Below are 22,365 nucleotides of genomic sequence, written 5' to 3'. Positions count from 1 at the left end.
ACCCGCCCCCGTATGGCGGGAGCAGGCCGGTAATCACCTGAACACCTTGAAACGCGATGGGCACTTGTTACGCATGGCTGCAAATTGGCCGCATAGCGGCAATGCAAAACTGGTACTCCCCACCGCTGTGCACTATAGTTACGCAGTGTTAACAAACCATTCGCGGGGAAAAATTCGTGCGAGACCTCAAGATCCCGGATCAACGCCATCCCGAGAAGGCGCATCGCCCGGACAATGCTCAGCCCAAGAAACCGGATTGGATCCGGGTCAAGGCCCCGAACGGCAAGGGGTATCGGGAAACGCATAAGATCATGCGTGAGCATAATCTTGTCACGGTCTGCGAAGAAGCGGGCTGTCCCAATGCCGGGGAATGCTGGAGCCAAGGCCATGCGACCATGATGATCATGGGCGAGGTTTGCACGCGTGCCTGTTCTTTCTGCAATATCGCAACGGGGAAGCCGCCCGAAGATCTGGACGTATTTGAGCCGGGGCGCGTGGCGGATGCGGTCAAGAAGCTGGGGCTGAATCACGTGGTGATCACCTCGGTCGACCGTGACGATGTCGAAGACGGCGGCGCCGAGCATTTCGCCATGACCATCCGCGCCATCCGCAAGCAATCGCCCGGTACCACGATCGAGATTCTGACGCCCGATTTTCTGCGCTGTGACCCGTCGGTTCTTGAAGTGGTGGTGCAGGCGCGTCCCGATGTGTTCAACCACAACCTTGAAACCGTGCCGGGTCTATACCCCGAAGTGCGGGCAGGGGCGCGGTATTTCCATTCGTTGCGCCTGTTGCAACGGGTCAAGGAACTGGATCCAACGATGTTTACCAAGTCGGGTATCATGGTCGGGCTGGGCGAGGATAAGCAAGCCGTGCTTCAGGTCATGGATGACATGCGTGCCGCGGATGTCGATTTCCTGACCATCGGTCAATATCTGCAACCTACGCCGAAACACCATGCGGTGGATCGTTTCGTACATCCCGATGAGTTCGCGGGCTATGAGAAGGCGGCCTATGGCAAGGGCTTTTTGATGGTCTCGGCGACACCACTGACACGATCATCCTATCACGCTGGTGATGACTTTGAGAGGTTACGCGCCGCGCGTCTTGAGCGTTTGGCGCAAACAGGCGCCTGATGACACCAAGTGCCTGAGATCAGGAGGCAAATAAAAAACACCGGCTACTTGGGCCGGTGTTTTCATGTTTACCACAGGGGGGTGATTTTTTACCGCCCCCAGCTGCGAACGGGGCCACAATCCATGTGGACGAAGTTCGAACTGGAGTAGCGCCCGACGCCTCCACCTTTGCAGGACAACGCCGCGCGGTACATTTGGCTGACCGAGCGTGAGTTCAACCGCAAATCCGCGGCCTGACCGCGAAGGTGACGCGAGTTTTTCGCAACGCCACTCGACCGGCGGCGCAGCATCGCGTTGGTTTTCGGGCTGCGATACCCGGACAGCAGCATATAGGGCTCATTGACATCCAGCAAATTATGGCTGGCTGCCATGATGTCGATCGTGCGCAGGTCGATGTTGTGAATGTCATTGGTACGCCAATCGCGCATGAACGCGGTGATCTCGCGTACGGCGTCTTTGATGTACTCGCCCTCGATCCAATAGATCGTATCGATGCGCTCACCGGTTCGCGGCGACATCATCTTGATCCGGCGGATATCTCCGCCGCCACGAAGGAAGCCTGCGGCTTTGGTGTATGTTGGGGCTGCGGATACTGCCGTGGCTGCAAATGCACCCAGTAACGCGCGCCGCGTCATGCTCAACGAGCTGAAGTCAGTCATATGAATAGCGCCTGTCCCGTCGCTTACCTGTTTGCCGCCATTTCGGCGGACCTGCCATCTCATCCCCAGATGCGCACTCTGTATTGCATATCCAGAATCACGGACCAAGGGGCGTTTTTCTAAATTTGAATCTAGCAAGGAATTTCGGCGGGAATTTGCGCAAAAAATGTGATCTGTGCCAGAAATGTAAAGAATCCGATGCGGGAACGTCGCAATTTGGCCCGATGATGGCGCGTTGCCGCAGATTTGAATGGACAGCCTCGCTCGCACCCCGCACAGAGTGGAGCATAGAATGAAGCGCGAATAGTGGAAGGGGAATTGCGATGGCTCAGGTTGCTGTCACTGGTTTGGGACGCTGGTTGGTGTTGGCGTTGGCCGTCATGATCGGCTCAATGATCACGCCACGCGCGGGCACCGCGCAGGTCACGGCCTTCAAGCAGGCCGTTGCCGAAGCCGCTGCCAAAGATCGGGACATCGCCGCATTCTACAAGGCCAACAACTACGAGGGCATCTGGACCGGCAACATCGGCAAGGATCGCCGCCGTCGGGCGGCCCTCTTCGATGCCATTGCATCGGCAGACGACCACGGCCTGCCGACACGCCGGTACGACCCCGAAGGCCTCATGGCCAAACTCAAATCGGCTCGCACGCCCCGCGAACGCGGCTTTGCCGAGGTCGAGATGAGCCGTACATTCCTACAACTGGCCCGGGATATGCAGACCGGCGCCCTGATCCCGTCGCGGATCGACAGCGGTATCAAGCGTCAGGTGCCTTATCGGGAGCGCGTGTCTTACCTGACGAATTTCGTCAAAAGCAATCCACGGGGGTTCTTTCGCGTTCTGCCGCCGAAGACCAATGAATACGCGCGGCTGATGAAGGAAAAGATCCGGCTGGAGCGTTTGCTGGCCTCCGGAGGGTGGGGGCCAAAAGTGCCCGCGAAAACGCTCAAGCCGGGTCAGTCTGGTAATGCCGTGGTTGCCCTTAGGAACCGTTTGATGGCCATGGATTTCATGCGCCGTTCGGCCAGCCAGAGTTATGACCAATCCCTGCAAGCGGCTGTACAGCAGTTTCAATTGGCTCATGGGCTTGCCACAGATGGCGTTGCCGGCCCTGCGACAATGACGGCGATAAACACATCGGTCCAGGCCCGTCTGCAATCGGTTCTCGTGGCGATGGAGCGTGAACGCTGGCTCAACTCGAACCGCGGCAAGCGCCATGTCTTGGTGAACCTGACGGACTTCAGTGCGCGCATCGTCGATAACGACCGTGTAAGCTTCACCACGCGTGCCGTGGTGGGAAAGAACCAGAATGACCGCCGCAGTCCCGAGTTTTCGGACGTGATGGAATTCATGGTCATCAATCCCACATGGCACGTGCCGCGTTCGATCGCGGTCAAGGAATACCTGCCGATGATGAAGCGCAACCGCAACGCTGCGGGCCATTTGCGCCTGTACAACAGCCGTGGACAGCAGGTCAGTCGCAGTTCCATCAATTTCAATGCCTATAACGCATCCAACTTTCCCTATGCGATCAAGCAGCCGCCATCGCGTCGTAATGCCTTGGGTTTGGTGAAGTTCATGTTCCCGAACAAGTACAACATCTACCTGCACGACACGCCCGCCAAAAGCTTGTTTGAACGGGCCAAGCGGGATTACAGCCACGGCTGCATCCGCCTCCACAAGCCCTTCGAGTTCGCGTACGAGCTTTTGTCGAAACAGGAAAGCGACCCCAAAGCTTTCTTTCATGCCAAGCTGAGTACCGGACGGGAGACTGTTGTCCAACTTGAGAAGGAAGTGCCCGTGCATATCATCTATCGCACGGCCTTTACCCAAGCCAAGGGACGGACGCAGTATCGTGATGACGTCTATGGGCGGGACGCGCGCATTTGGAATGCACTCAGCAAGGCAGGGGTTTCACTGCGCGCGGTTCGCGGATAAACCCATCCCCGAATAAGGGGATACTCATGGCCTATACGATTGAACAGATTGCAGCGGCGCTTGGGGCGGATGCCCTTGGCGCCGTTGACATTGAGGTGGATAGCGTCGCCGAACCGGCCGACGCCGGACCCGCGCAACTGGCGCTCGCCATGAAACCTGAATATGCCGAAGGCCTGTCGCAGGGCAACGCCCGTGCCGCGATGCTCTGGCAAGGTGCCGATTGGCAGGCTCTTGGCCTTGAGGCGGCGATCATTTCCCCCCGGCCACGCTTTGCCCTGTCCGGTCTCAGCGCCATGATGGACCCAGGCCAGGGATGGAGCGATGGCGTGCATCCCTCGGCGGTCGTGGATGACACAGCGGAGCTTGGCGAGGGCGTTGTGATCGGCCCGCTTGCCGTCATCGGCAAGGGCGCCAAACTCGGGGCGGGAACGGTGGTCGGCCCGCAATGTTTCGTCGGTTCGGATGTAACCATCGGGGCGCAGGGGTTCCTGCGAGAGGGTGTCCGCATCGGGGCCCGTGTCTGCATCGGGGACCGTTTCATCGCACAGCCCGGCGCAGTGGTCGGCAGCGACGGGTTTTCCTATGTAACGCCCGAAGAGTCGGGCGCGGAAAAGGTCCGCCAGACCCTTGGCGATCAGGGAGAGATCAAGGCGCAAAAGCACGCGCGCATACATTCGCTTGGGGCGGTTTCCATCGGGGATGATGTCGAGGTCGGTGCAAATTCCACGATCGACCGTGGTACCGTACGGGATACGGTGATCGGCAGCGGTACCAAGATCGACAACCTCGTGCATATTGGACATAACTGCGTGATTGGCACCGATTGCCTGCTGTGCGGTCAGGTGGGCATGGCCGGATCGGTCAAGGTGGGCAACAACGTCATCATGGCGGGGCAGACCGGGGTGGCCGACAATATATTTGTCGGCGACAATGTCATCACCGGAGGCGCGACAAAACTGATGTCGAACGTGCCCAAGGGGCGCGTGATGCTGGGCTATCCCGCGATCCAGATGGATGCACAGATGGAAGTCTACAAGGGTTTGCGGCGCCTCAAGCGTTTGTTCAAGGATGTTGCGGACCTTAAGAAAACTGTTTCAAACCACAGTCAGAGTGAGTAAATCCAAGCCGGACAACACCAGAAGGTAATACCCATGAATATCAAGGATCGTGTCGTCAAAATCATTGCGGAACAGGCGGTATTGGAACCCTCTGATGTGACGATGGAGAGCACCTTGGAGGACCTCGGAATCGACAGCCTCGGCCTTGTCGAAAGCATCTTCGCCATCGAAGAGGAATTCGACATCTCGGTTCCCTTCAATGCCAATGAGCCCGAGAAAAGCGATTTTGATATTTCATCGGTGTCTTCGATCATCGCCGGGATCGAACAACTGGTGAAAGAACAGTCGTGAAACGTGTTGTCATAACCGGGGCAGGGACGATCAATTCCCTCGGTCAGACCGTGCCAGAAACCTTTGAGGCGATGCGCGAGGGCCGGTGCGGGATAGGCGAGCTGGAGTTTCGCGATGTTGACCGGCTGTCCATCAAGATCGGTGGTCAAGTCAAGGGATATGACCCCGAGGTGCGGTTCAATCGTCAGCAACTGGCGCTTTACGATCGTTTTACACAATTCACACTGATCGCCGCGCGCGAGGCGATTGGCCAATCGGGCCTTGAGTTTTCGGGTGAACTGGCCGCCCGCGCGGGTGTCATACTTGGCAATTCGGGCGGCGGTATGACGACGCTAGATGACAATTACCGCACGGTCTACGAAGACGGCAAGAACCGCGTGCATCCTTTCGTCGTGCCGAAACTGATGAACAATGCCGCGGCCAGCCATGTCTCGATGGAATTCAACCTCAAGGGGCCCAGCTTTACGGTCGCGACCGCCTGTGCCAGTTCCAACCACGCGATGGCGCAAGCCTTCCAGATGGTGCATGGCGGGCTGACGCCGGTCATGGTGACCGGCGGGTCCGAGTCGATGTTGTGCTTCGGGGGCGTGAAGGCCTGGGAGGGGTTGCGCGTCATGTCCAAGGACGGATGCCGCCCATTCTCGGCCAACCGCAACGGCATGGTACAGGGCGAGGGGGCCGGTGTTTTCGTATTCGAAGAATATGAGCACGCCCGCGCACGCGGGGCCGAGATATTGGCCGAGGTTGCGGGTTATGCAATGTCCTCGGATGCCTCGGATATCGTCATGCCGTCCAAGCAGGGGGCGGCCCGGGCCATTCGCGGTGCACTACAGGATGCCCGGATGGACCTGTCCGAAGTGGGCTACATCAATGCCCATGGCACCGGCACCGCCGCCAATGACAAGACCGAAAGCGCCGCCGTGGCGGATGTTTTCGGCGCCCATGCCGACAACCTCATGATCTCGTCGACCAAGTCGATGCACGGTCACTTGATTGGAGGCACCGGCGCGGTCGAACTTCTGGCCTGTATCATGGCCCTCCGCGACGGGGTGATCGCACCGACGATCAACTATGACGAACCTGACCCCGAATGTGCGCTGGACGTGGTGCCGAACGAGGCACGCGAAGCAAAGGTCGACGTGGCCTTGTCCAACGCTTTTGCCTTTGGTGGGCTAAACGCCGTTCTTGCCCTGCGTCGGTTCAGCTAGACATTTATCAGACTATCAAAAAGAAAACGCCGCGCCCGATCCGGGGCGCGGCGTCTATTGATGTCTAAAGCGAAATCAGTCTTCAGTTCTGTGCAACCGACACATTGTCGTAGGCGTCAGTGAAGCCCGTCAAGGAGGCCTTGATATTCACCGTCTGGTCAGGGGCTTGTGCCGGGACGATCTGAAGGTTGGCGGCGGCCCCCGCCTTGAAGGCGTTGATGTCGGCCTGCGTCAGGCCGACCTGCGCGAAACAGCCCACCATCGAGCAGAACCGGAAAGGATAGGTCTTGGCCTTGCCGCCATCGACCGAGATCTTCAGCTCTTCTGACAGCAGGGTACCCAGCGGTACAACGATGGTCGCCCCGGCCACGGCTTGCGCCCCTTCTGGCAGGCGGAACAGGCTGAATTCAGCCACAGGGTTGCCAGCATCCTCGCGGAGCAACTGGTACATCTGGCAGGGGTCTTCCTCGGCTTCACTGCGGAAGCATTTCATCTGCCAATCACCGTGTTCTTCCTTGATATAGGTGCCGTTCTCCTGAACGTCTTGCCCCATATCAAGTTCTTCTCCCTGAGCGGCGTCTGCGGTCGCCGGTGCGTCCTCTGTCACGTCTGTCGTCTGAGTTGTCTCGGCTTGATCCGCGTTTTCTTCCTGTGCGGTCAGGGCGGTGCCAATCGTCAGCAGAGCAACAAGCGGCAAAGTCGAAAGAAGTCTGGGCATTAGTGTCCCCATTTCAATTGTCTCAATTCAGTCTGGCGCGGCTTACCATGGCACCAGGCGCATGTCAGGGCAAAACTTTATGAAAGACTGACTTGCAAGGCGAAAATCCGCCGTATTGCCAACGCGCAAGCCTTTGATTTTGCGCGGACAAAAAGAAAAAGAGACCTCGCGGTCTCTTTTCCTGTTTCTCCCTGCCGGACTGGCCGACTTAGTCATTAGGGGGGACGCTAGGACAGTTCCAAAGACCCGTCAACAGCCAACCTGCACAAATCCGACAGAATCTTCCCTTTGAGCGAACAAAAAGGGCCGCACCCGAGGGTGCGGCCAGTCTGACAGGGAGGAAGTCACCCGATCCCAAGAGGACATAGGGTATCGGGTGAAAATACACTGGCAGAGAAAAGTTAACTTTGTATGTTCAGATCAAGGAAAACTCGGGACAGGGGGTCAGGCGTGGAAAATCATGTGTTTGTTGGCGGAGGCGGCCCAGAATATGGGGTGAAGCAAGGTTTGTCATTGGAGTATGCCAACCGCCATGGCCTGATTGCCGGGGCCACCGGGACAGGGAAAACCGTGACGCTGCAAATCCTTGCCGAGGGCTTTTCCAAGGCCGGCGTTCCGGTGTTTTTGTCCGATGTAAAAGGCGATTTGTCTGGCCTTGCGGCCTCTGGAAGCGAAACCTTCAAATTGCATGATGCCTTCATGAAGCGCGCGGGCACCATCGGATTCGATGACTACAGCTATGAGTCCTTCCCGGTCACCTTTTGGGACCTTTTCGGGGAACAGGGGCATCCGGTCCGCACCACGGTGGCCGAAATGGGGCCGCTTCTGCTGTCGCGCCTGATGAACCTGAGCGAGGCACAGGAAGGCGTGCTCAATATTGCCTTCCGCGTGGCCGATGAGCAGGGCATGCCGCTGCTTGACCTCAAAGACCTGCAATCATTGCTCGTCTGGGTGGGCGAAAACGAAGATGAGCTTTCATTGCGCTATGGGAACGTCTCGTCACGTTCGGTCGGCACCATTCAACGCGAACTTCTGGTCCTCGAAAACCAGGGCGCGACGCAGTTCTTCGGGGAACCGGCGCTTGAACTGTCGGATATCATGCAATGCACGCCCGAAGGGCAGGGGCGTATCAGTATCCTGAGCTCCGATCGCCTCATGCAGTCGCCGCGCCTATATGCCACTTTTCTGCTTTGGCTTCTCAGTGAGCTTTTCGAAAACCTCCCCGAGGTCGGGGATCCGGACAAGCCGAGGCTGGTCTTCTTCTTCGACGAGGCGCACCTGCTGTTCGATGATGCGCCTGATGCCTTGCTGGACAAGGTTGAACAGGTCGCGCGCCTGATCCGTTCGAAAGGGGTCGGCGTTTATTTCATCACGCAAAATCCCGACGACGTGCCCGAAGATATTCTGGGTCAACTGGGCAACAGGGTGCAGCACGCCCTGCGCGCCTTTACGGCCCGTGACCGCAAGGCGCTCAAGCGCGCCGCTGAAACCTACCGACCCAACCCACGCTTCGAGGTTGTCGATGCGATTCGTGATGTCGGCGTGGGTGAGGCGGTGACCTCGATGCTCGAAGACGATGGCGTTCCGGGGGTCGTTGAACGGACCCTCATTCGCCCGCCGTCTTCAAAACTGGGCCCGATTTCACGGTCAGAGCGTGAACAGGTGATTGCCGCATCCCCTGTGGCCGGAAAATACGAGAATGTGCTTGATCGCCGTTCGGCCCACGAAATCCTTGCCTCCCGTGCCGAAGAAGCCGCCCGCGAGGCCGAAGAGGCCGAGCTTGCCGCCGAAAAGGAAACCGCGGCCATGCGCGAATTCAACGCCGCCCGCCGCTATTCGGGCAAAGGCGTTAGCCGCTCGACCAGCAAGCGCAAGAACGAGGGCGGTATCGTCGCCGGGATCGGTGAGGCGTTGACGCGTGCCGTGGTCAAGGAACTCAAGGGCACGACGGGGCGTCGCATCGTACGCGGCATATTGGGGGGCCTTTTCAAGGGGCGCTGATCATGTCCCGAGGGCGTCGGTCAGATCATCCCGGAAGAGGTTATACATCTCTTCCGACCGCCGGATGCGCGACGACGAAAGTTTGCGCGTCTCTACCCGCATGAGCACCTCGCAGCCCATCATGAAAGGCAGGGCAAACTGCCTCTCAAAGGCATTGAGGCCAAACACCTCTTCCATATTGGCAAGCCCGATGGCGTCCACGCCCAACCGCGTCTTGCCCGAGGGCATCATGCCGCGCCGTCCCATATGAACCAGAAACCGCGCCATGTCCTTGTAAATGGGCATCCGCGCCGACCCGCCGGTATCGATTCCCACCAACCGCCCGTCCCGTGCCATCAGGTTGTTGGGGTGAAAATCCCCGTGCAGAATGGCCGTGCGCCACTCGGCACCATCCATGCGGTCGGCCATCTGATGCAAAAGCGCGATGATCTCGGTCTCGATCTTGCGCAAGTTGTCGAATGCTTGCCGCTCGGCGGCCCGCTCGGCCTTGGCCAACCACCGCCGATGCCGTGCCCCACGCCATTCCTCTGTGCCGCCGGTATAAAGCCGCAACCATCGGGCCGCGGGTTCCATGTATTGCGCACGCTCCGCTTTGTCGCTTTGCCAAAGCAGTTTCAAAAGCGGCGTTCCCACGGCACGTTCAACCACCAAAAGGTTGTGCGCTACACTATGATGCAGGGGTTCCACCACGCGGTAAGGCCCATCCGACATTACAGGCCAGATGCGGGAAAGTTCCTCCCATTCACGCCGCGACACGTCTGGGTCATCCTCAAGGATCATGCGCATCACCGCCGGGTGGCCAGCGAAGGTGCAGGCGATGATCGCGCGCTTGCCCTTGACCACCCGCAGTAAGTCCTGAATCTCCACGTCTTCCAAGGCAGAATCTGTTGCACGTGCCGCGTCAAACCGCTCGGTCATGTTCAGTACTTGCTCAAGATTATCGGCGGTTGCATGGGGGGCATTGCTCATGCCCGCAGAATTCCCCAGCCCGCACCGTACGTCAACCGAATTGAACCTGTCCGGCAGCATCGCTAGAGTGGCCCCAAATCAGCAGCCACAGGATCAAAGCCATGTCTGACACCCCCGTTTCCGAAATGTCGTTCGAGGCGGCCATGCAAGAACTGGAACAGGTCGTGGGCAAGCTGGAACGCGGCGATGTGGCGCTTGAGGAATCGATCACGCTTTACGAGCGTGGCGCGGAACTCAAGAAACGCTGCGAGGCCAAGCTGAAAGAGGCCGAGGAAAAGGTCGCCGCCATCACGCTTGATAGCGAAGGCACGCCCAATGGCACCACGCCGGTCGATGCCGGCTGACGCACCCCATGAAATATGACCTTGCGGGGCGGCCCCTCGACCAAGCCGACGACCTGAAATTGCGCCCCTTCGACGAGTCCCTGAAGCGGGCGCAAAACCTGATGTCCGACGCGAAACAGGATGCCTTGGGCGAAGGCGACAACGACCTGACGCAAGCCATGCGATATGCGCTGTCCGGCGGAAAAGCCCTGCGTGCCTTTCTGGTGCTCGAATCGGCGCGCATGAATCGCATCTCCGCCGGCACGGCCCTTCGGCCCGCTCTCGCCATCGAGTGCATCCACGCCTACTCTCTGGTCCACGATGATCTGCCCTGCATGGATGATGACGATCTGCGCCGCGGGCAACCGACCGTACACCGCAAGTGGAACGAGCACACCGCCGTTCTGGCCGGGGACGCCTTGCAAACCCTGGCCTTCGAATTGATTTGCGAAACAAGGGAGACACCCCCGCAGGTGCAGATCGCGCTGATCCGCTCGCTTGCGATTGCCGCCGGACATCGCGGAATGGTTGGAGGGCAAATGATGGACATCGAGGCGGAAACCTCTGATGCGCCCTACAGCCTAGAGCAGATCAAACAGGTTCAGCACGGCAAGACCGGGGCCTTGATCCGTTGGTCGGCCCGCGCGGGCGCGGTCTTGGCTGAAGCGGATGACGCGCATTGGCAGGCGCTTGATACCTATGGCGAGTGTCTTGGACTGGCCTTTCAGATCTGGGACGATGTGCTGGACATCGAGGGCGACGCCAAGGAAATGGGCAAGGCCGTCGGCAAGGACGAAAACCGTGGCAAGGCCACCTTCGTCAGCCACATGGGCCTTGATGGGGCCAAGGAATATGCTGCGGAACTCGTGCACAAAGCCTGCACAGCCCTAGATATATACGAAGAGCAGGGCGACTGCTTGCGCGAGGCCGCCCGCTTCGTTATCTCGCGCCGTGTGTAAGAAAGGCGTTCCGCCATGTCGCAGCCACCGCTGACCCCGAACCCCGAGTCCCCGCTTTTGGATCGCGTGCAATCGCCCGCGGATCTCAAGGGATTTTCCGATGCTGAACTGACCCAATTGGCGCATGAGTTGCGCGCCGATACTATTGCGGCGGTTTCGGAAACCGGGGGGCACCTTGGCGCTGGCCTTGGCGTCGTGGAACTGACTGTTGCGCTGCACGCCGTCTTCGATGCCCCGCGTGACAAGATCATCTGGGACGTCAGCCATCAATGCTACCCGCATAAAATCCTGACCGGACGGCGTGATCGGATGCGCACCCTGCGCCAAAAGGGCGGGTTGTCGGGCTTCACCAAACGCTCCGAGTCCCCCTACGACCCCTTTGGTGCGGCGCATAGTTCCACCTCGATCAGTGCGGCCCTCGGCTTTGCCGTGGCGCGTGACTTGGGCGGGGCCTGCGACACGGGTCATGGTGATGCGATCGCCGTGATCGGTGACGGGGCCATGTCGGCGGGCATGGCCTTTGAGGCGCTTAACAACGCGGGCCACCTTGGTAAGCGCCTGATCGTCATCCTGAACGACAACGAGATGTCGATCGCCCCGCCGGTCGGGGCGTTGTCTTCCTACCTTTCACGTCTCTATGCCGGGGAGCCGTTCCAGGAATTCAAGGCCGCCGCCAAGGGGGCGGTGTCACTTCTGCCGCCGCCATTTCAGGAAGGGGCCAAGCGCGCCAAGGAAATGCTCAAGGGCATGACCGTGGGCGGTACCCTGTTCGAAGAACTGGGATTCAGTTATGTCGGCCCCATCGACGGCCACGACATGGATCAGCTTCTGCCGGTCCTGCGCACCGTTCGGCAACGCGCCAATGGCCCGATCCTCATTCATGTCTGCACCAAGAAGGGCAAAGGCTACGCTCCTGCCGAGACCCGTAGCGACGGCGGCCATGCCACGGCGAAATTCGATGTGGCGACGGGCGAACAGAAAAAAGCCCCCTCCAACGCCCCCAGCTACACCAAGGTCTTTGCCGAGGCGCTACTGCAAGAGGCCGCGCAAGACGACAAGATTTGTGCCATCACAGCGGCCATGCCCGATGGCACGGGTCTGGACCTCTTCGAAAACCGTTATCCCAGCCGTTGTTTCGATGTCGGCATCGCCGAACAACATGCCGTGACCTTTTCGGCCGGTCTGGCCGCAGGTGGGATGAAACCCTTTTGCGCGCTCTATTCCACCTTCCTGCAACGCGGCTACGATCAAGTCGTGCATGACGTGGCGATCCAACGCTTGCCCGTCCGCTTCGCGATTGACCGCGCCGGGCTTGTCGGGGCCGATGGCGCGACCCATGCCGGGAGCTACGATGTGGCGTTCCTGGCCAACCTGCCGGGGTTCACGGTCATGGCTGCCGCCGACGAGGCAGAGTTGAAACACATGGTCGCCACCGCCGTGGCCCATACCGACGGGCCGATTGCCTTCCGCTATCCGCGCGGGGAAGGTGAAGGGGTCGACATGCCCGAACGTGGTGAGGTGCTGGAGCTTGGCAAGGGCCGCATGATCCAAGACGGCAGTCGCGTGGCGATCCTGTCTTTCGGTACCCGTCTGGGTGAAGTGATGAAGGCCTGCGAAGCCCTTTCCGCGCGCGGCATTACGCCCACGGTGGCCGATGCCCGCTTTGCCAAGCCTCTCGATTCCTCGCTGATCCTCGATCTGGCGACCAATCACGAGGCGCTGATCACGATCGAGGAAGGCGCCATCGGAGGTTTCGGAAGCCATGTCAGCCATCTTTTGGCAGATCATGGCGTGTTCGATCACGGGCTGAAATTCCGCTCCATGGTCTTGCCTGATGTCTTCATCGACCAAGCCAGCCCCGAAGACATGTACGCCACCGCTGGCCTCAATGCCGCCGATATCGAAGCGCGGGTTCTGGATGTCTTGGGTGTGGCACGGATCGACAGCAAACGCGCCTGAGCATGATCAGGCCGCAGCGCTCACAACCTCGGACAATGCCATAAGATCTTCAGAAAGCGGGCTGGATTTTCGCCAGACCATGCCCACCGTCCGCCCCGGTTGCGGATCGTCAAACCGCGCAAGGCTGACATTGGCCGACCGTGTCTCGACCGGCACGGCCATTTCCGGGATCAAGGTCACGCCAAGTCCGGCACCAACCATCTGCACCAAGGTCGACAAGGAACTGCCATCCAGACCTTCGCGCTCCCGCGCCTGTGCCAGATGGCAAAAGGATAGGGCCTGGTCGCGAAAACAATGGCCTTCTTCCAGCAGTAAAAGCCGCATCTCCTGCAAGGTTTCGGGGCGTGGCACCGGGGTGTCACGCTCGGCCTCTGGGCGCACCAATAACAGGCTTTCGTCAAACAGTGGCACTTCGGTCAGCGAAGGTTCCGAGACGGGCAAGGCGACAATCGCCGCATCCAGACGCCCGTCGGTCAGTTCTTCCAGCAATCGGGGCGTGATGCTTTCGCGCACATGCAGGTCCAGATCGGGGTAGGCCTCGGTCAACCGCCCAATGACACCCGGCAGCAGATAAGGCGCAATCGTCGGGATGACCCCCAAGCGTAGCGACCCTGACAACCCTGTACGCGCCACCCGCGCCATTTCGGACAACTCGTCGACCGATCTCAGAATGTCGCGCACCCGGCCTGCGAACTCTTCTCCGAACCGGGTCAGGCGGACCTGTCGCGCACCGCGTTCGAACAAAACCTGTCCAACCGCAGCTTCCAGCTCGCGGATTTGCACCGACAAGGCCGGTTGCGAGATTGCACAAGCCTCGGCGGCACGCCCAAAATGGCCATGTTGTGCGAGGGCAGTGAAATAACGTAATTGTCTCAATGAGAAATTATCCATAAGCTGAAGTTATCACTGCAATCAGAAAATGCAACTTAATCCAATGGAACTTGTTTGTTAGACTGATTCTAAAGACAAATGGGGGGAGGTCGGGCGCAATCCCGCGTGCCCTCTGCATACGGTCTTTCAAGCCAGAGCCAAATAAATTCAATAACCATCGGAGATGACAATGGACGGAAATGATGTGAAAACGTCTGGGAAATGCCCTGTGATGCATGGCGGCATTACCTCTCACGAGACCTCGAACATGGAGTGGTGGCCGAACTCGCTCAATCTCGAAATCCTGCATCAGCACGACACCAAGACCAACCCGATGGGGCCGGATTTCAACTACCGTAAGGAGTTGGATAAGCTCGACGTCGAGGCGCTCAAGAAAGACATGACCGCCCTGATGACCGACAGTCAGGATTGGTGGCCCGCGGACTGGGGGCACTATGGTGGCCTGATGGTGCGCATGGCGTGGCACGCCGCTGGCTCCTATCGCCTGGCCGATGGCCGTGGCGGGGCAGGGACCGGCAATCAACGCTTTGCGCCGCTGAATTCCTGGCCCGATAACGCCAGCCTCGACAAGGCCCGCCGCCTGCTTTGGCCGATCAAGAAGAAATACGGCAACAAGGTCTCCTGGGCCGATCTTTTCATCCTCGCAGGCAACATCGCATATGAATCCATGGGCTTGAAAACCTTTGGTTTCGGCTTTGGCCGCGAAGATATCTGGGCGCCCGAAATCGACACCTACTGGGGTGCTGAAAAAGAATGGCTCGCCCCCTCCGACGAGCGCTATAGCAACGTCGAGAAACCAGCGACCATGGAAAATCCGCTGGCCGCCGTGCAAATGGGCCTGATCTACGTGAATCCCGAAGGGGTGAACGGTCAACCGGACCCGCTCAAAACTGCCGAGCAGGTGCGCGAAACCTTCGCGCGTATGGCGATGAACGACGAGGAAACCGCAGCCCTCACCGTGGGTGGTCACACCGTCGGCAAATGCCACGGCAACGGCGACGCCGAGGCGCTTGGCCCGGAACCCGAAGCCGCCGGTATCGAGGCGCAGGGCTTTGGCTGGGACAACCCCAACATGGGCGGCAAGGCATCGAACGCGATCACCTCGGGCATCGAAGGCGCTTGGACGACCGATCCGACGAAGTTCGACAACGGCTACCTCAAGCTGCTTTTCGGCTATGAGTGGGAGTTGAAGAAATCCCCCGCCGGTGCCAACCAGTGGGAGCCGGTCGACATCAAGGAAGAAGACAAGCCCGTCGATGCCACCGATCCGTCGGTGCGCCATAACCCGATCATGACCGATGCGGACATGGCGATGAAGATGGACCCGGCCTATCGCGCCATCTGTGAAAAATTCATGGAGGATGACGATTACTTCCGCGATGCCTTCGCCCGCGCATGGTTCAAACTGACCCACCGCGATATGGGCCCGAAGGCCCGTTATGTCGGCCCCGACGTGCCAGACGAAGACCTGATCTGGCAAGACCCGATCCCGGCAGGCAACACCGACTACGACGTCGCCGCCGTGAAAGCGAAAATCGCGGATGGCGGTCTGTCGCTCTCGGAAATGGTCGCAACCGCTTGGGACAGCGCCCGCACCTTCCGCGGTTCGGACATGCGCGGCGGGGCCAATGGTGCCCGCATCCGCCTTGCCCCGCAAAAGGACTGGGAAGGCAATGAACCTGCCCGCCTGCAAAAGGTTCTGGGCGTGCTTGAACCCATCGCGGCGGACACCGGGGCCAGCATTGCCGACGTGATCGTTCTGGCCGGTAACGTCGGTATCGAGCAGGCCGCCAAGGCCGCCGGTGTCGACATCGAGGTGCCTTTCGCGCCGGGCCGTGGCGATGCCACCGACGAGATGACCGACGCCGACAGCTTCGACGTTCTCGAACCGCTGGCCGATGGCTTCCGCAACTGGCAGAAGAAAGACTATGTGGTCAGCCCCGAGGAAATGATGCTCGACCGGGCGCAACTCATGGGCCTGACGGCACATGAAATGACGGTTCTGGTCGGTGGTATGCGTGTCATGGGCACGAACCACGGTGGCACCGCGCACGGGGTCTTCACCGACAACGTGGGTGCCCTGACCAACGATTTCTTCGTCAACTTGACCGATATGGGCAACCGCTGGCAGCCCGTGGGCGACAACGCCTATGAAATCCGCGACCGGGCCAGTGATGCAGTCAAATGGACGGCCACGCGCGCCGATCTGGTGTTCGGCTCCAACTCCATCCTGCGGGCCTATGCCGAGGTTTACGCGCAGGACGACAACAAGGAGAAATTCGTCAAGGATTTCGTTGCCGCCTGGACCAAGGTGATGAACGCGGACCGTTTCGACCTCGAAGCGTGACGTGTAAGTCGGGGGGCCTTTTGGCCCCGACCTGATGCTGAAAAAGCAAACGGCGTCCTGTTTCGGGGCGCCGTTTTTTGTTTCTTGGTTTGAAATTCGGGTGGGCGGCTTGCTATCCTCCGCTATATTAACGCGCGACAGCAAAGGGTTATCCGACAAATCCGTCCCAAACGGAAAGAGTCGCCTTTCACAGGCGCTCACAAGTAGCTACAAAAGTCGGAAGCCGGTTTCGGGGAGGCAAACGGGGGGCACATGAGCAACGGCGGCAGTCTATTACCGATCATCGCAATTTTACCATTCATCGGGGCCCTCGTCCCCGGCATCATGATCCGGGCAGGTCGCAATGCCTGTGCCAGTTTCACCGCCGCCCCGACAATCCTTGCCATCGTCATGCTGGGCACGCTTGCGCCCTCGGTGATGCACGGCGAGGTGGTCCGCGCCGAAATCGCATGGCTCCCGCAACTGGGACTTTCGGCCAGCTTCTTCCTTGATGGTCTGGGCCTGCTTTTCGCGGGCATGATCCTCGGGGTGGGCCTGCTAATCACGCTCTATGCGCGCTTTTACCTCTCGGGCGATGACCCGATGGGGCAGTTCTATACTTACCTGCTGCTGTTCCAAGGCGCGATGCTTGGGATTGTCCTGTCCGACAACATCCTGCTTTTGCTGATCTTTTGGGAGCTGACCTCGCTGTCGTCCTTCTTGCTCATCGGCTATTGGAAACACCTGCCCGAAGGCCGTCAGGGCGCCCGCATGGCCTTGGCCGTGACAGGGGCAGGGGGCCTTGCCATGATCGGGGGCATGTTGATCCTGGGCAATGTCGTGGGTTCTTATAACCTGACCGATATCCTTGCCGCAGGCGATCAGATCAAAGCGTCGGAATGGTATATGCCCGCGCTGATCCTGATCCTGTTGGGGGCCTTTACCAAGTCCGCACAATTCCCATTCCACTTCTGGTTGCCGCACGCCATGGCCGCGCCGACACCGGTCTCGGCCTACCTGCACTCGGCGACCATGGTGAAGGCGGGGGTGTTCCTGATGGCGCGCATGTGGCCCGCCCTCGCAGGAACGCCCGAATGGTTCTACATCGTTGCCACAGTGGGCCTGATCACCATGGTTCTGGGCGCGGTGATCGCGCTCTTCAAGGATGACCTCAAGGCGCTTCTGGCTTTTTCGACGGTCTCGCACCTTGGCCTGCTGACCATGCTTCTGGGCTTTGGAACAAAGGCCGCCGCTATTGGTGCCGTCTTCCATATCATCAACCACCTCACCTTCAAGGCCGCGCTCTTCATGACTGCGGGCATTATCGATCACGAGGCGCATACCCGCGATATCAAGCGCCTCGGTGGCTTGGCCAAACTCATGCCCATTACCGCCGTGATCGGCACGATCACCGCGCTTTCCATGGCCGGGATCGCCCCCTTCAACGGCTTCATTTCCAAGGAAAAAATGCTGGAAGAAGCGGTGCATACCGTCTGGTGGGAAAACCCGTGGATCGTGGCGGCCCTTGCCACGCTTGGCGCGGTGTTCTCGGTTGCCTACAGCCTGCGGTTCATCTTCCACGTCTTCGGCGGACCGGTACGCGATGATTACCCGGCCAAGCCGCATGACCCGCCCTTCGGTATGTGGGCCGCACCGGCATTGCTGACCGTGATGGTCGTGGTAATCGGCATCATGCCCTTCCTTGCCGAGCCGGTGGTCAACATGGCCGCGACAGCGGTCACCGGCCACGAAACCCATGCCCACCTCAAGCTCTGGCACGGCCTGACGCCCGCGCTTTACCTGTCGATCATCGCAGTCGTTGGCGGCGCGATCCTCTTGCTGCTGCACAAACCGCTGGATCGCGTGTGGCTCGCCACCCCACGTCCCGAGGCGAAAAACATCTTCGATACCCTGATTGCCGCGGCGGTACGCCTGACGCGGGCGACTTCGGAAACCCTGCACAACGGCGCCATCAGCCGCTATCTGGCGATATTTGTCGCTGTAACCACGGCGCTTGGCTATCTCGCCTTCACCTCCGGGACACTTTCGCCCCCCACGCGCGACCTCCTGCCCATTCCGGCCGTTGTTGCCGTGGGCTGGGTGCTCTTGATGGTGGCAACGGCGCTTGTGGTCATAAATCACCGCAACCGTTTCCGCGCGCTGGTGCTGATCGGGGTGATCGGCCTCATGGTCTCGGGTGGTTTCGTCTACCTGTCCGCGCCCGACCTCGCGCTGACGCAAATCTCGGTCGAAACCGTCACGATCATGCTGCTGCTCTTGGCGCTTTACTTTATGCCGAAAGGCACCCCGCGCGAAAGCGGCGCGGGCCTGCGTTTGCGTGACGGGGCCATCGCCATAGCAGCGGGCGGAGCCGTGGCCGGGCTCGCCTATGCTTTCCTCACCCGCGATTTCAGCACGATCTCCGATTACCACCTCGCCAACTCCTATACGGGCGGCGGCGGAACCAACGTGGTCAACGTCATCCTCGTTGATTTCCGGGGCTACGACACCTATGGCGAAATCATCGTTCTGGGGATCGCAGGCCTCACGATTTACGCCTTGATGGAAACACTGCTGAATGGCCCGGCGGGCCGCAAGCTTCGCGCGGCGCCCGTGCCCCCCGATCGCTCACGCGACCGACACCCTTTGATGATGGTGGTGGGCACCCGTGCCATGCTGCCGATTGCCGTCATGGTGGGCGTCTACATCTTCCTGCGCGGGCATAACCAACCGGGAGGCGGGTTCGTCGCGGGCCTCGTGATCTCCATTGCGCTCTTGATGCAATACATGGCCTCGGGCTTTGCATGGACACAAAGCCGCAAGCGGATCGAGTACCATTCGCTGATCGGCTGGGGCGCGGTGCTGGCCGGTCTGACCGGGGCAGGGGCCTTCCTCTTTGGGCGCCCGTTCCTGACCAGTTTCTATGAATATATCTACTTGCCCGGGATCGAGAAATTCGGTTTCGGCTCGGCCTTCATGTTCGATCTTGGCGTGTTCCTCACGGTGCTGGGCGCGGTGATGCTCATGCTCTACAGCCTGTCGCGCATCGCTCGTTATGCCGGTGAAACCGTCAACGTGGATCCGATGGATTATGACCCATCACTCGACATCACCACCGAGAAGGAGACCGACTGACATGGAAATCGTCGTTGCCACATCTGTCGGCATCCTGACCGCCGGAGGGGTCTACCTGATCCTGCGCCTGCGGGCCTTCCCCGTGATCCTCGGGCTGGCGCTGCTGTCTTACGCGGTCAATGTCTTTCTCTTCTCCACCGGGCGGCTGGCGGTCAACATGCCACCCGTCCTGCAAAAATACGGCGAGGCCTCCTATACCGACCCGCTGCCGCAGGCGCTGGTCCTGACGGCGATCGTGATTTCCTTCGGGATGACCGCCGTTCTTGTGATCCTCGCCCTCGGGGCCTTCCTTGAGGCCGATCACGACCGCATCGACATGACCGAAGAAGATGACGTCACCGACGCGCAGAAAGAGGGTGGCGCATGACACATTGGATCATTGCCCCCGTCATTCTTCCTGCGCTGCTGGCCCCGATGGTCGCATTTGTCATGCGCCACGACATCACCTTGGCACGGACGGCGTCTTTGGCCGGAACAGTGCTGTTGTTCGCCATTGCGGTTGGCCTGACCATCACCTCCATGGGGGGCGAGGTCATCGCCTATCGCTTGGGGGATTGGCCCGCGCCCTTCGGTATCGTTCTGGTTCTCGACCGCCTTTCGGCGCTCATGGTCCTGCTGACCTCGGCGCTGGCGCTGATCGTTCTGATCCACGTCATCGCCACCAAGTGGGACGAGAAAGGCCGCCATTTCCACGCCCTGTTCCAGTTCCAGTTGATGGGCATCTGCGGGGCCTTCCTGACGGGCGACGCCTTCAACCTTTTCGTCTTCTTCGAGGTGCTGCTCATCGCGTCCTATGGCTTGATGATTCACGGCGGCGGGCGCGTGCGCCTTCAGGCGGGCCTGCAATACGTGGTCATGAACCTTGCAGGCTCCACGCTGTTCCTCTTTGCCCTTGGCACGCTTTACGCTTCCACTGGCACACTCAACATTGCCGATCTGGCGGTGAAACTGCGCGAGGTCCCGGTTGAGGATGCGGCCCTCGTGCGCGTGGCGGCGATCCTTCTCATGGTGGTTTTCGCCATCAAGGCCGCGCTCTTCCCGGTACAGTTCTGGCTGCCCGGTACCTATTCCAACGCTCCGGCCCCGGTGGCGGCGCTGTTTGCCATCATGACCAAGGTGGGCGCCTACGCCATCATCCGTATCTATACCATTTCCTTCGGGCCCGACGTGGCCGCAACCGAAGGGCTGATCGCGCAATGGCTCATGCCGGCGGCGGTCGTGACGCTGGCCGTGGGGGCCGTGGGGGTCCTCGGTGCACGGCGCCTGATGCCGCTGCTGTCCTTCGCGGTGGTTGCCTCCATGGGGACGATGATGTTGGCCGTGGCGGGGTTCACGCCCTATGCCACCACCTCGGCGCTATATTATCTCGTGCATTCGACATTCTCGGCGGCGGCCCTGTTTCTTTTGGCCGATCTGGTGGTCACGCGCCGCGCGGCGGGTGACATCCTGACGGCGCAACCACCCACGGTGCAAAACGGCCTCTTCGCGGCGCTCTTCTTTGCCGGGGCCATCGGGATGGCCGGGATGCCCCCGCTCAGCGGCTTTCTTGGTAAGCTGGTGATCCTAGATGCCATCCGTGACAGCAGCTTCATGACCTTGGGCTGGGTGGCCATCCTGCTTGGCTCCCTCCTGATCATCGTCGGCTTTGCGCGTGCGGGCAGCATCCTGTTCTGGAAGTCCACCGCAGAAGTGCCCGAGGAAGAAGAGACCAAGGCCCAAGACGAGGGCGAGGAAGAGGGCGAAGCCCCCTCCGACGAGGCGCCCAAACCCGCCACGGCCCTCGAAGTGGCCCCGACGATGGCGGCTCTCGCGCTTCTGGCCCTGCTGTCCGCAGCCGCTGGTCCGATCACTGGTTTCCTGGAAGGCGCCTCGGCACAGCTCTATGACCGCGATGACTATATCTCGGCCGTCCTGCCCGAAGGCGAGGCCCCGACCGTGACCGGGACAGAGGAGGAGACACACTGATGATCCGACGTATCTTCCCCCATCCCGTCCTCAGCCTGACATTGCTGTTCGTCTGGCTTGCGCTGGTCAACAAGGTGACCTCCGGCAATGTGCTGCTGGGCGTGATCCTTGCCATCGTGGTGCCCATGATGACAGCCCCTTACTGGCCGCGGCGCGCGAAGATCGGCAAACCTTTCCGGGTTGCCGAATACATCCTGATCGTCCTGTGGGACATCGTGGTGGCGAACGTGCAGGTGGCTTTGATCATCCTCTTCAAGTCCAACAAGAACACCCATTCCCACTGGATCACCGTTCCGCTTGAGATCACCTCGCCCGAGGCGATCACCGTACTGGCCGGAACGATCACCATGACGCCGGGCACCGTCTCGGCGATGCTCTCGGCGGATGGCGGCAGCATCCTCGTGCATTGCCTTCACACCGATGATCCCGATGGTGTCCGCGACGAGATCAAGTCGCGCTACGAATGGCGATTGAAGGAGATATTCCAATGATCACCAGTGCCCTGATTTTCGCCTTCGTCTGCTTTGGCCTTGGCCTGTTGCTGAACCTGTGGCGCATGGCCACCGGCCCGGACACCGCCGATCGTATCCTTGCCCTCGATACCATGGTGATCAATATCATCGCGCTGCTGATCCTCTATGGCATCTGGCAGGGCACGGCCGTTTACTACGAGGCCTCCATGCTGGTCGCCATGGTGGGATTTGTCTCAACCGTCGCTTATTGCCGCTTCGTTCTGCGCGGCGACATCATCGAATAAGGGGGGAAACACC

Annotated in this window: 19 protein-coding genes; 15 read left to right on the top strand and 4 right to left on the bottom strand. The window is 60.1% G+C overall.

Annotated features, from left to right (window positions below):
* Positions 1-176: 176 nt before the first annotated feature.
* Complete coding sequence (gene lipA, locus FDP25_RS01805; protein ID WP_343031932.1) at positions 177-1,136, top strand: lipoyl synthase; 960 nt, start codon at positions 177-179, stop codon at positions 1,134-1,136.
* An 89-nt stretch (positions 1,137-1,225) separates the two neighbouring features.
* Here lipA and mepK read toward each other — a convergent pair whose 3' ends face one another.
* Positions 1,226-1,795: a peptidoglycan L,D-endopeptidase MepK gene (gene mepK / locus FDP25_RS01800; protein ID WP_154148463.1), complete on the bottom strand. Its 570-nt coding sequence runs from the start codon at positions 1,793-1,795 to the stop codon at positions 1,226-1,228.
* A 323-nt stretch (positions 1,796-2,118) separates the two neighbouring features.
* Between mepK and FDP25_RS01795 the strand changes: the two genes are divergently transcribed.
* The 4 genes from FDP25_RS01795 to FDP25_RS01780 are packed head-to-tail and all read left to right on the top strand — an operon-like array spanning position 2,119 to position 6,349.
* Positions 2,119-3,732: a L,D-transpeptidase family protein gene (locus FDP25_RS01795; RefSeq protein ID WP_154148462.1), complete on the top strand. Its 1,614-nt coding sequence runs from the start codon at positions 2,119-2,121 to the stop codon at positions 3,730-3,732.
* A 26-nt stretch (positions 3,733-3,758) separates the two neighbouring features.
* Positions 3,759-4,850, top strand: a complete 1,092-nt coding sequence (locus tag FDP25_RS01790; protein WP_154148461.1) for a UDP-3-O-(3-hydroxymyristoyl)glucosamine N-acyltransferase — start codon at positions 3,759-3,761, stop codon at positions 4,848-4,850.
* Between the two features lie 33 nt (positions 4,851-4,883).
* Positions 4,884-5,141 (top strand): acyl carrier protein, encoded by a 258-nt coding sequence (locus FDP25_RS01785; protein ID WP_154148460.1) that lies wholly within the window; start codon positions 4,884-4,886, stop codon positions 5,139-5,141.
* Positions 5,138-6,349, top strand: coding sequence for a beta-ketoacyl-[acyl-carrier-protein] synthase family protein (locus FDP25_RS01780; protein WP_343031931.1), 1,212 nt, complete (start codon positions 5,138-5,140; stop codon positions 6,347-6,349). The genes FDP25_RS01785 and FDP25_RS01780 overlap by 4 nt, the downstream gene beginning before the upstream one ends.
* 82 nt (positions 6,350-6,431) lie before the next feature.
* Here FDP25_RS01780 and FDP25_RS01775 read toward each other — a convergent pair whose 3' ends face one another.
* A complete protein-coding gene (locus FDP25_RS01775) occupies positions 6,432-7,067 on the bottom strand; it encodes an invasion associated locus B family protein (protein WP_154148459.1) in 636 nt (211 codons plus the stop codon).
* 411 nt (positions 7,068-7,478) lie between these two features.
* Here FDP25_RS01775 and FDP25_RS01770 point away from each other — a divergent pair, with 411 nt between their 5' ends.
* Positions 7,479-9,068 (top strand): helicase HerA-like domain-containing protein, encoded by a 1,590-nt coding sequence (locus FDP25_RS01770; protein WP_154148458.1) that lies wholly within the window; start codon positions 7,479-7,481, stop codon positions 9,066-9,068.
* On the opposite strand, the gene FDP25_RS01765 is transcribed toward FDP25_RS01770, so the two are convergent.
* Positions 9,069-10,037: a phosphotransferase gene (locus tag FDP25_RS01765; protein WP_172982727.1), complete on the bottom strand. Its 969-nt coding sequence runs from the start codon at positions 10,035-10,037 to the stop codon at positions 9,069-9,071.
* A gap of 101 nt (positions 10,038-10,138) precedes the next feature.
* Here FDP25_RS01765 and FDP25_RS01760 point away from each other — a divergent pair, with 101 nt between their 5' ends.
* The 3 genes from FDP25_RS01760 to dxs are packed head-to-tail and all read left to right on the top strand — an operon-like array spanning position 10,139 to position 13,278.
* The gene (locus tag FDP25_RS01760; RefSeq protein WP_154148456.1) at positions 10,139-10,381 is read left to right on the top strand and encodes an exodeoxyribonuclease VII small subunit; all 243 of its coding nucleotides are present in this window, start codon (positions 10,139-10,141) and stop codon (positions 10,379-10,381) included.
* Between the two features lie 8 nt (positions 10,382-10,389).
* Positions 10,390-11,319: a polyprenyl synthetase family protein gene (locus tag FDP25_RS01755; protein WP_425500497.1), complete on the top strand. Its 930-nt coding sequence runs from the start codon at positions 10,390-10,392 to the stop codon at positions 11,317-11,319.
* 15 nt (positions 11,320-11,334) lie between these two features.
* Positions 11,335-13,278, top strand: coding sequence for a 1-deoxy-D-xylulose-5-phosphate synthase (gene dxs, locus FDP25_RS01750; protein WP_425500496.1), 1,944 nt, complete (start codon positions 11,335-11,337; stop codon positions 13,276-13,278).
* A 6-nt stretch (positions 13,279-13,284) separates the two neighbouring features.
* Here dxs and FDP25_RS01745 read toward each other — a convergent pair whose 3' ends face one another.
* Complete coding sequence (locus FDP25_RS01745) at positions 13,285-14,169, bottom strand: LysR substrate-binding domain-containing protein (protein ID WP_154148455.1); 885 nt, start codon at positions 14,167-14,169, stop codon at positions 13,285-13,287.
* A gap of 169 nt (positions 14,170-14,338) precedes the next feature.
* Here FDP25_RS01745 and katG point away from each other — a divergent pair, with 169 nt between their 5' ends.
* The 6 genes from katG (at position 14,339) to FDP25_RS01715 (ending at position 22,352) form a co-directional block, all read left to right on the top strand.
* A complete protein-coding gene (gene katG, locus FDP25_RS01740; protein ID WP_154148454.1) occupies positions 14,339-16,516 on the top strand; it encodes a catalase/peroxidase HPI in 2,178 nt (725 codons plus the stop codon).
* Between the two features lie 252 nt (positions 16,517-16,768).
* Positions 16,769-19,630 (top strand): monovalent cation/H+ antiporter subunit A, encoded by a 2,862-nt coding sequence (locus FDP25_RS01735; protein ID WP_154148453.1) that lies wholly within the window; start codon positions 16,769-16,771, stop codon positions 19,628-19,630.
* A 1-nt stretch (position 19,631) separates the two neighbouring features.
* Positions 19,632-19,997, top strand: a complete 366-nt coding sequence (locus FDP25_RS01730) for a Na+/H+ antiporter subunit C (protein ID WP_154148452.1) — start codon at positions 19,632-19,634, stop codon at positions 19,995-19,997.
* Positions 19,994-21,595 carry a monovalent cation/H+ antiporter subunit D gene (locus tag FDP25_RS01725; protein ID WP_154148451.1) on the top strand — a complete coding sequence of 534 codons (1,602 nt, stop codon included), beginning with the start codon at positions 19,994-19,996 and terminating at the stop codon, positions 21,593-21,595. Before FDP25_RS01730 ends, FDP25_RS01725 begins: the two co-directional genes overlap by 4 nt.
* Complete coding sequence (locus tag FDP25_RS01720; protein WP_154148450.1) at positions 21,595-22,086, top strand: Na+/H+ antiporter subunit E; 492 nt, start codon at positions 21,595-21,597, stop codon at positions 22,084-22,086. The genes FDP25_RS01725 and FDP25_RS01720 overlap by 1 nt, the downstream gene beginning before the upstream one ends.
* Positions 22,083-22,352 carry a K+/H+ antiporter subunit F gene (locus FDP25_RS01715; protein WP_154148449.1) on the top strand — a complete coding sequence of 90 codons (270 nt, stop codon included), beginning with the start codon at positions 22,083-22,085 and terminating at the stop codon, positions 22,350-22,352. The genes FDP25_RS01720 and FDP25_RS01715 overlap by 4 nt, the downstream gene beginning before the upstream one ends.
* Positions 22,353-22,365: the final 13 nt, after the last annotated feature.

The sequence above is a fragment of the Roseovarius bejariae genome, from assembly GCF_009669325.1.
GTDB lineage: Bacteria > Pseudomonadota > Alphaproteobacteria > Rhodobacterales > Rhodobacteraceae > Roseovarius > Roseovarius bejariae.
The sequence above is the reverse complement of the archived record's forward strand: the minus strand, read 5'-3'. Positions and strand labels throughout refer to the sequence as shown.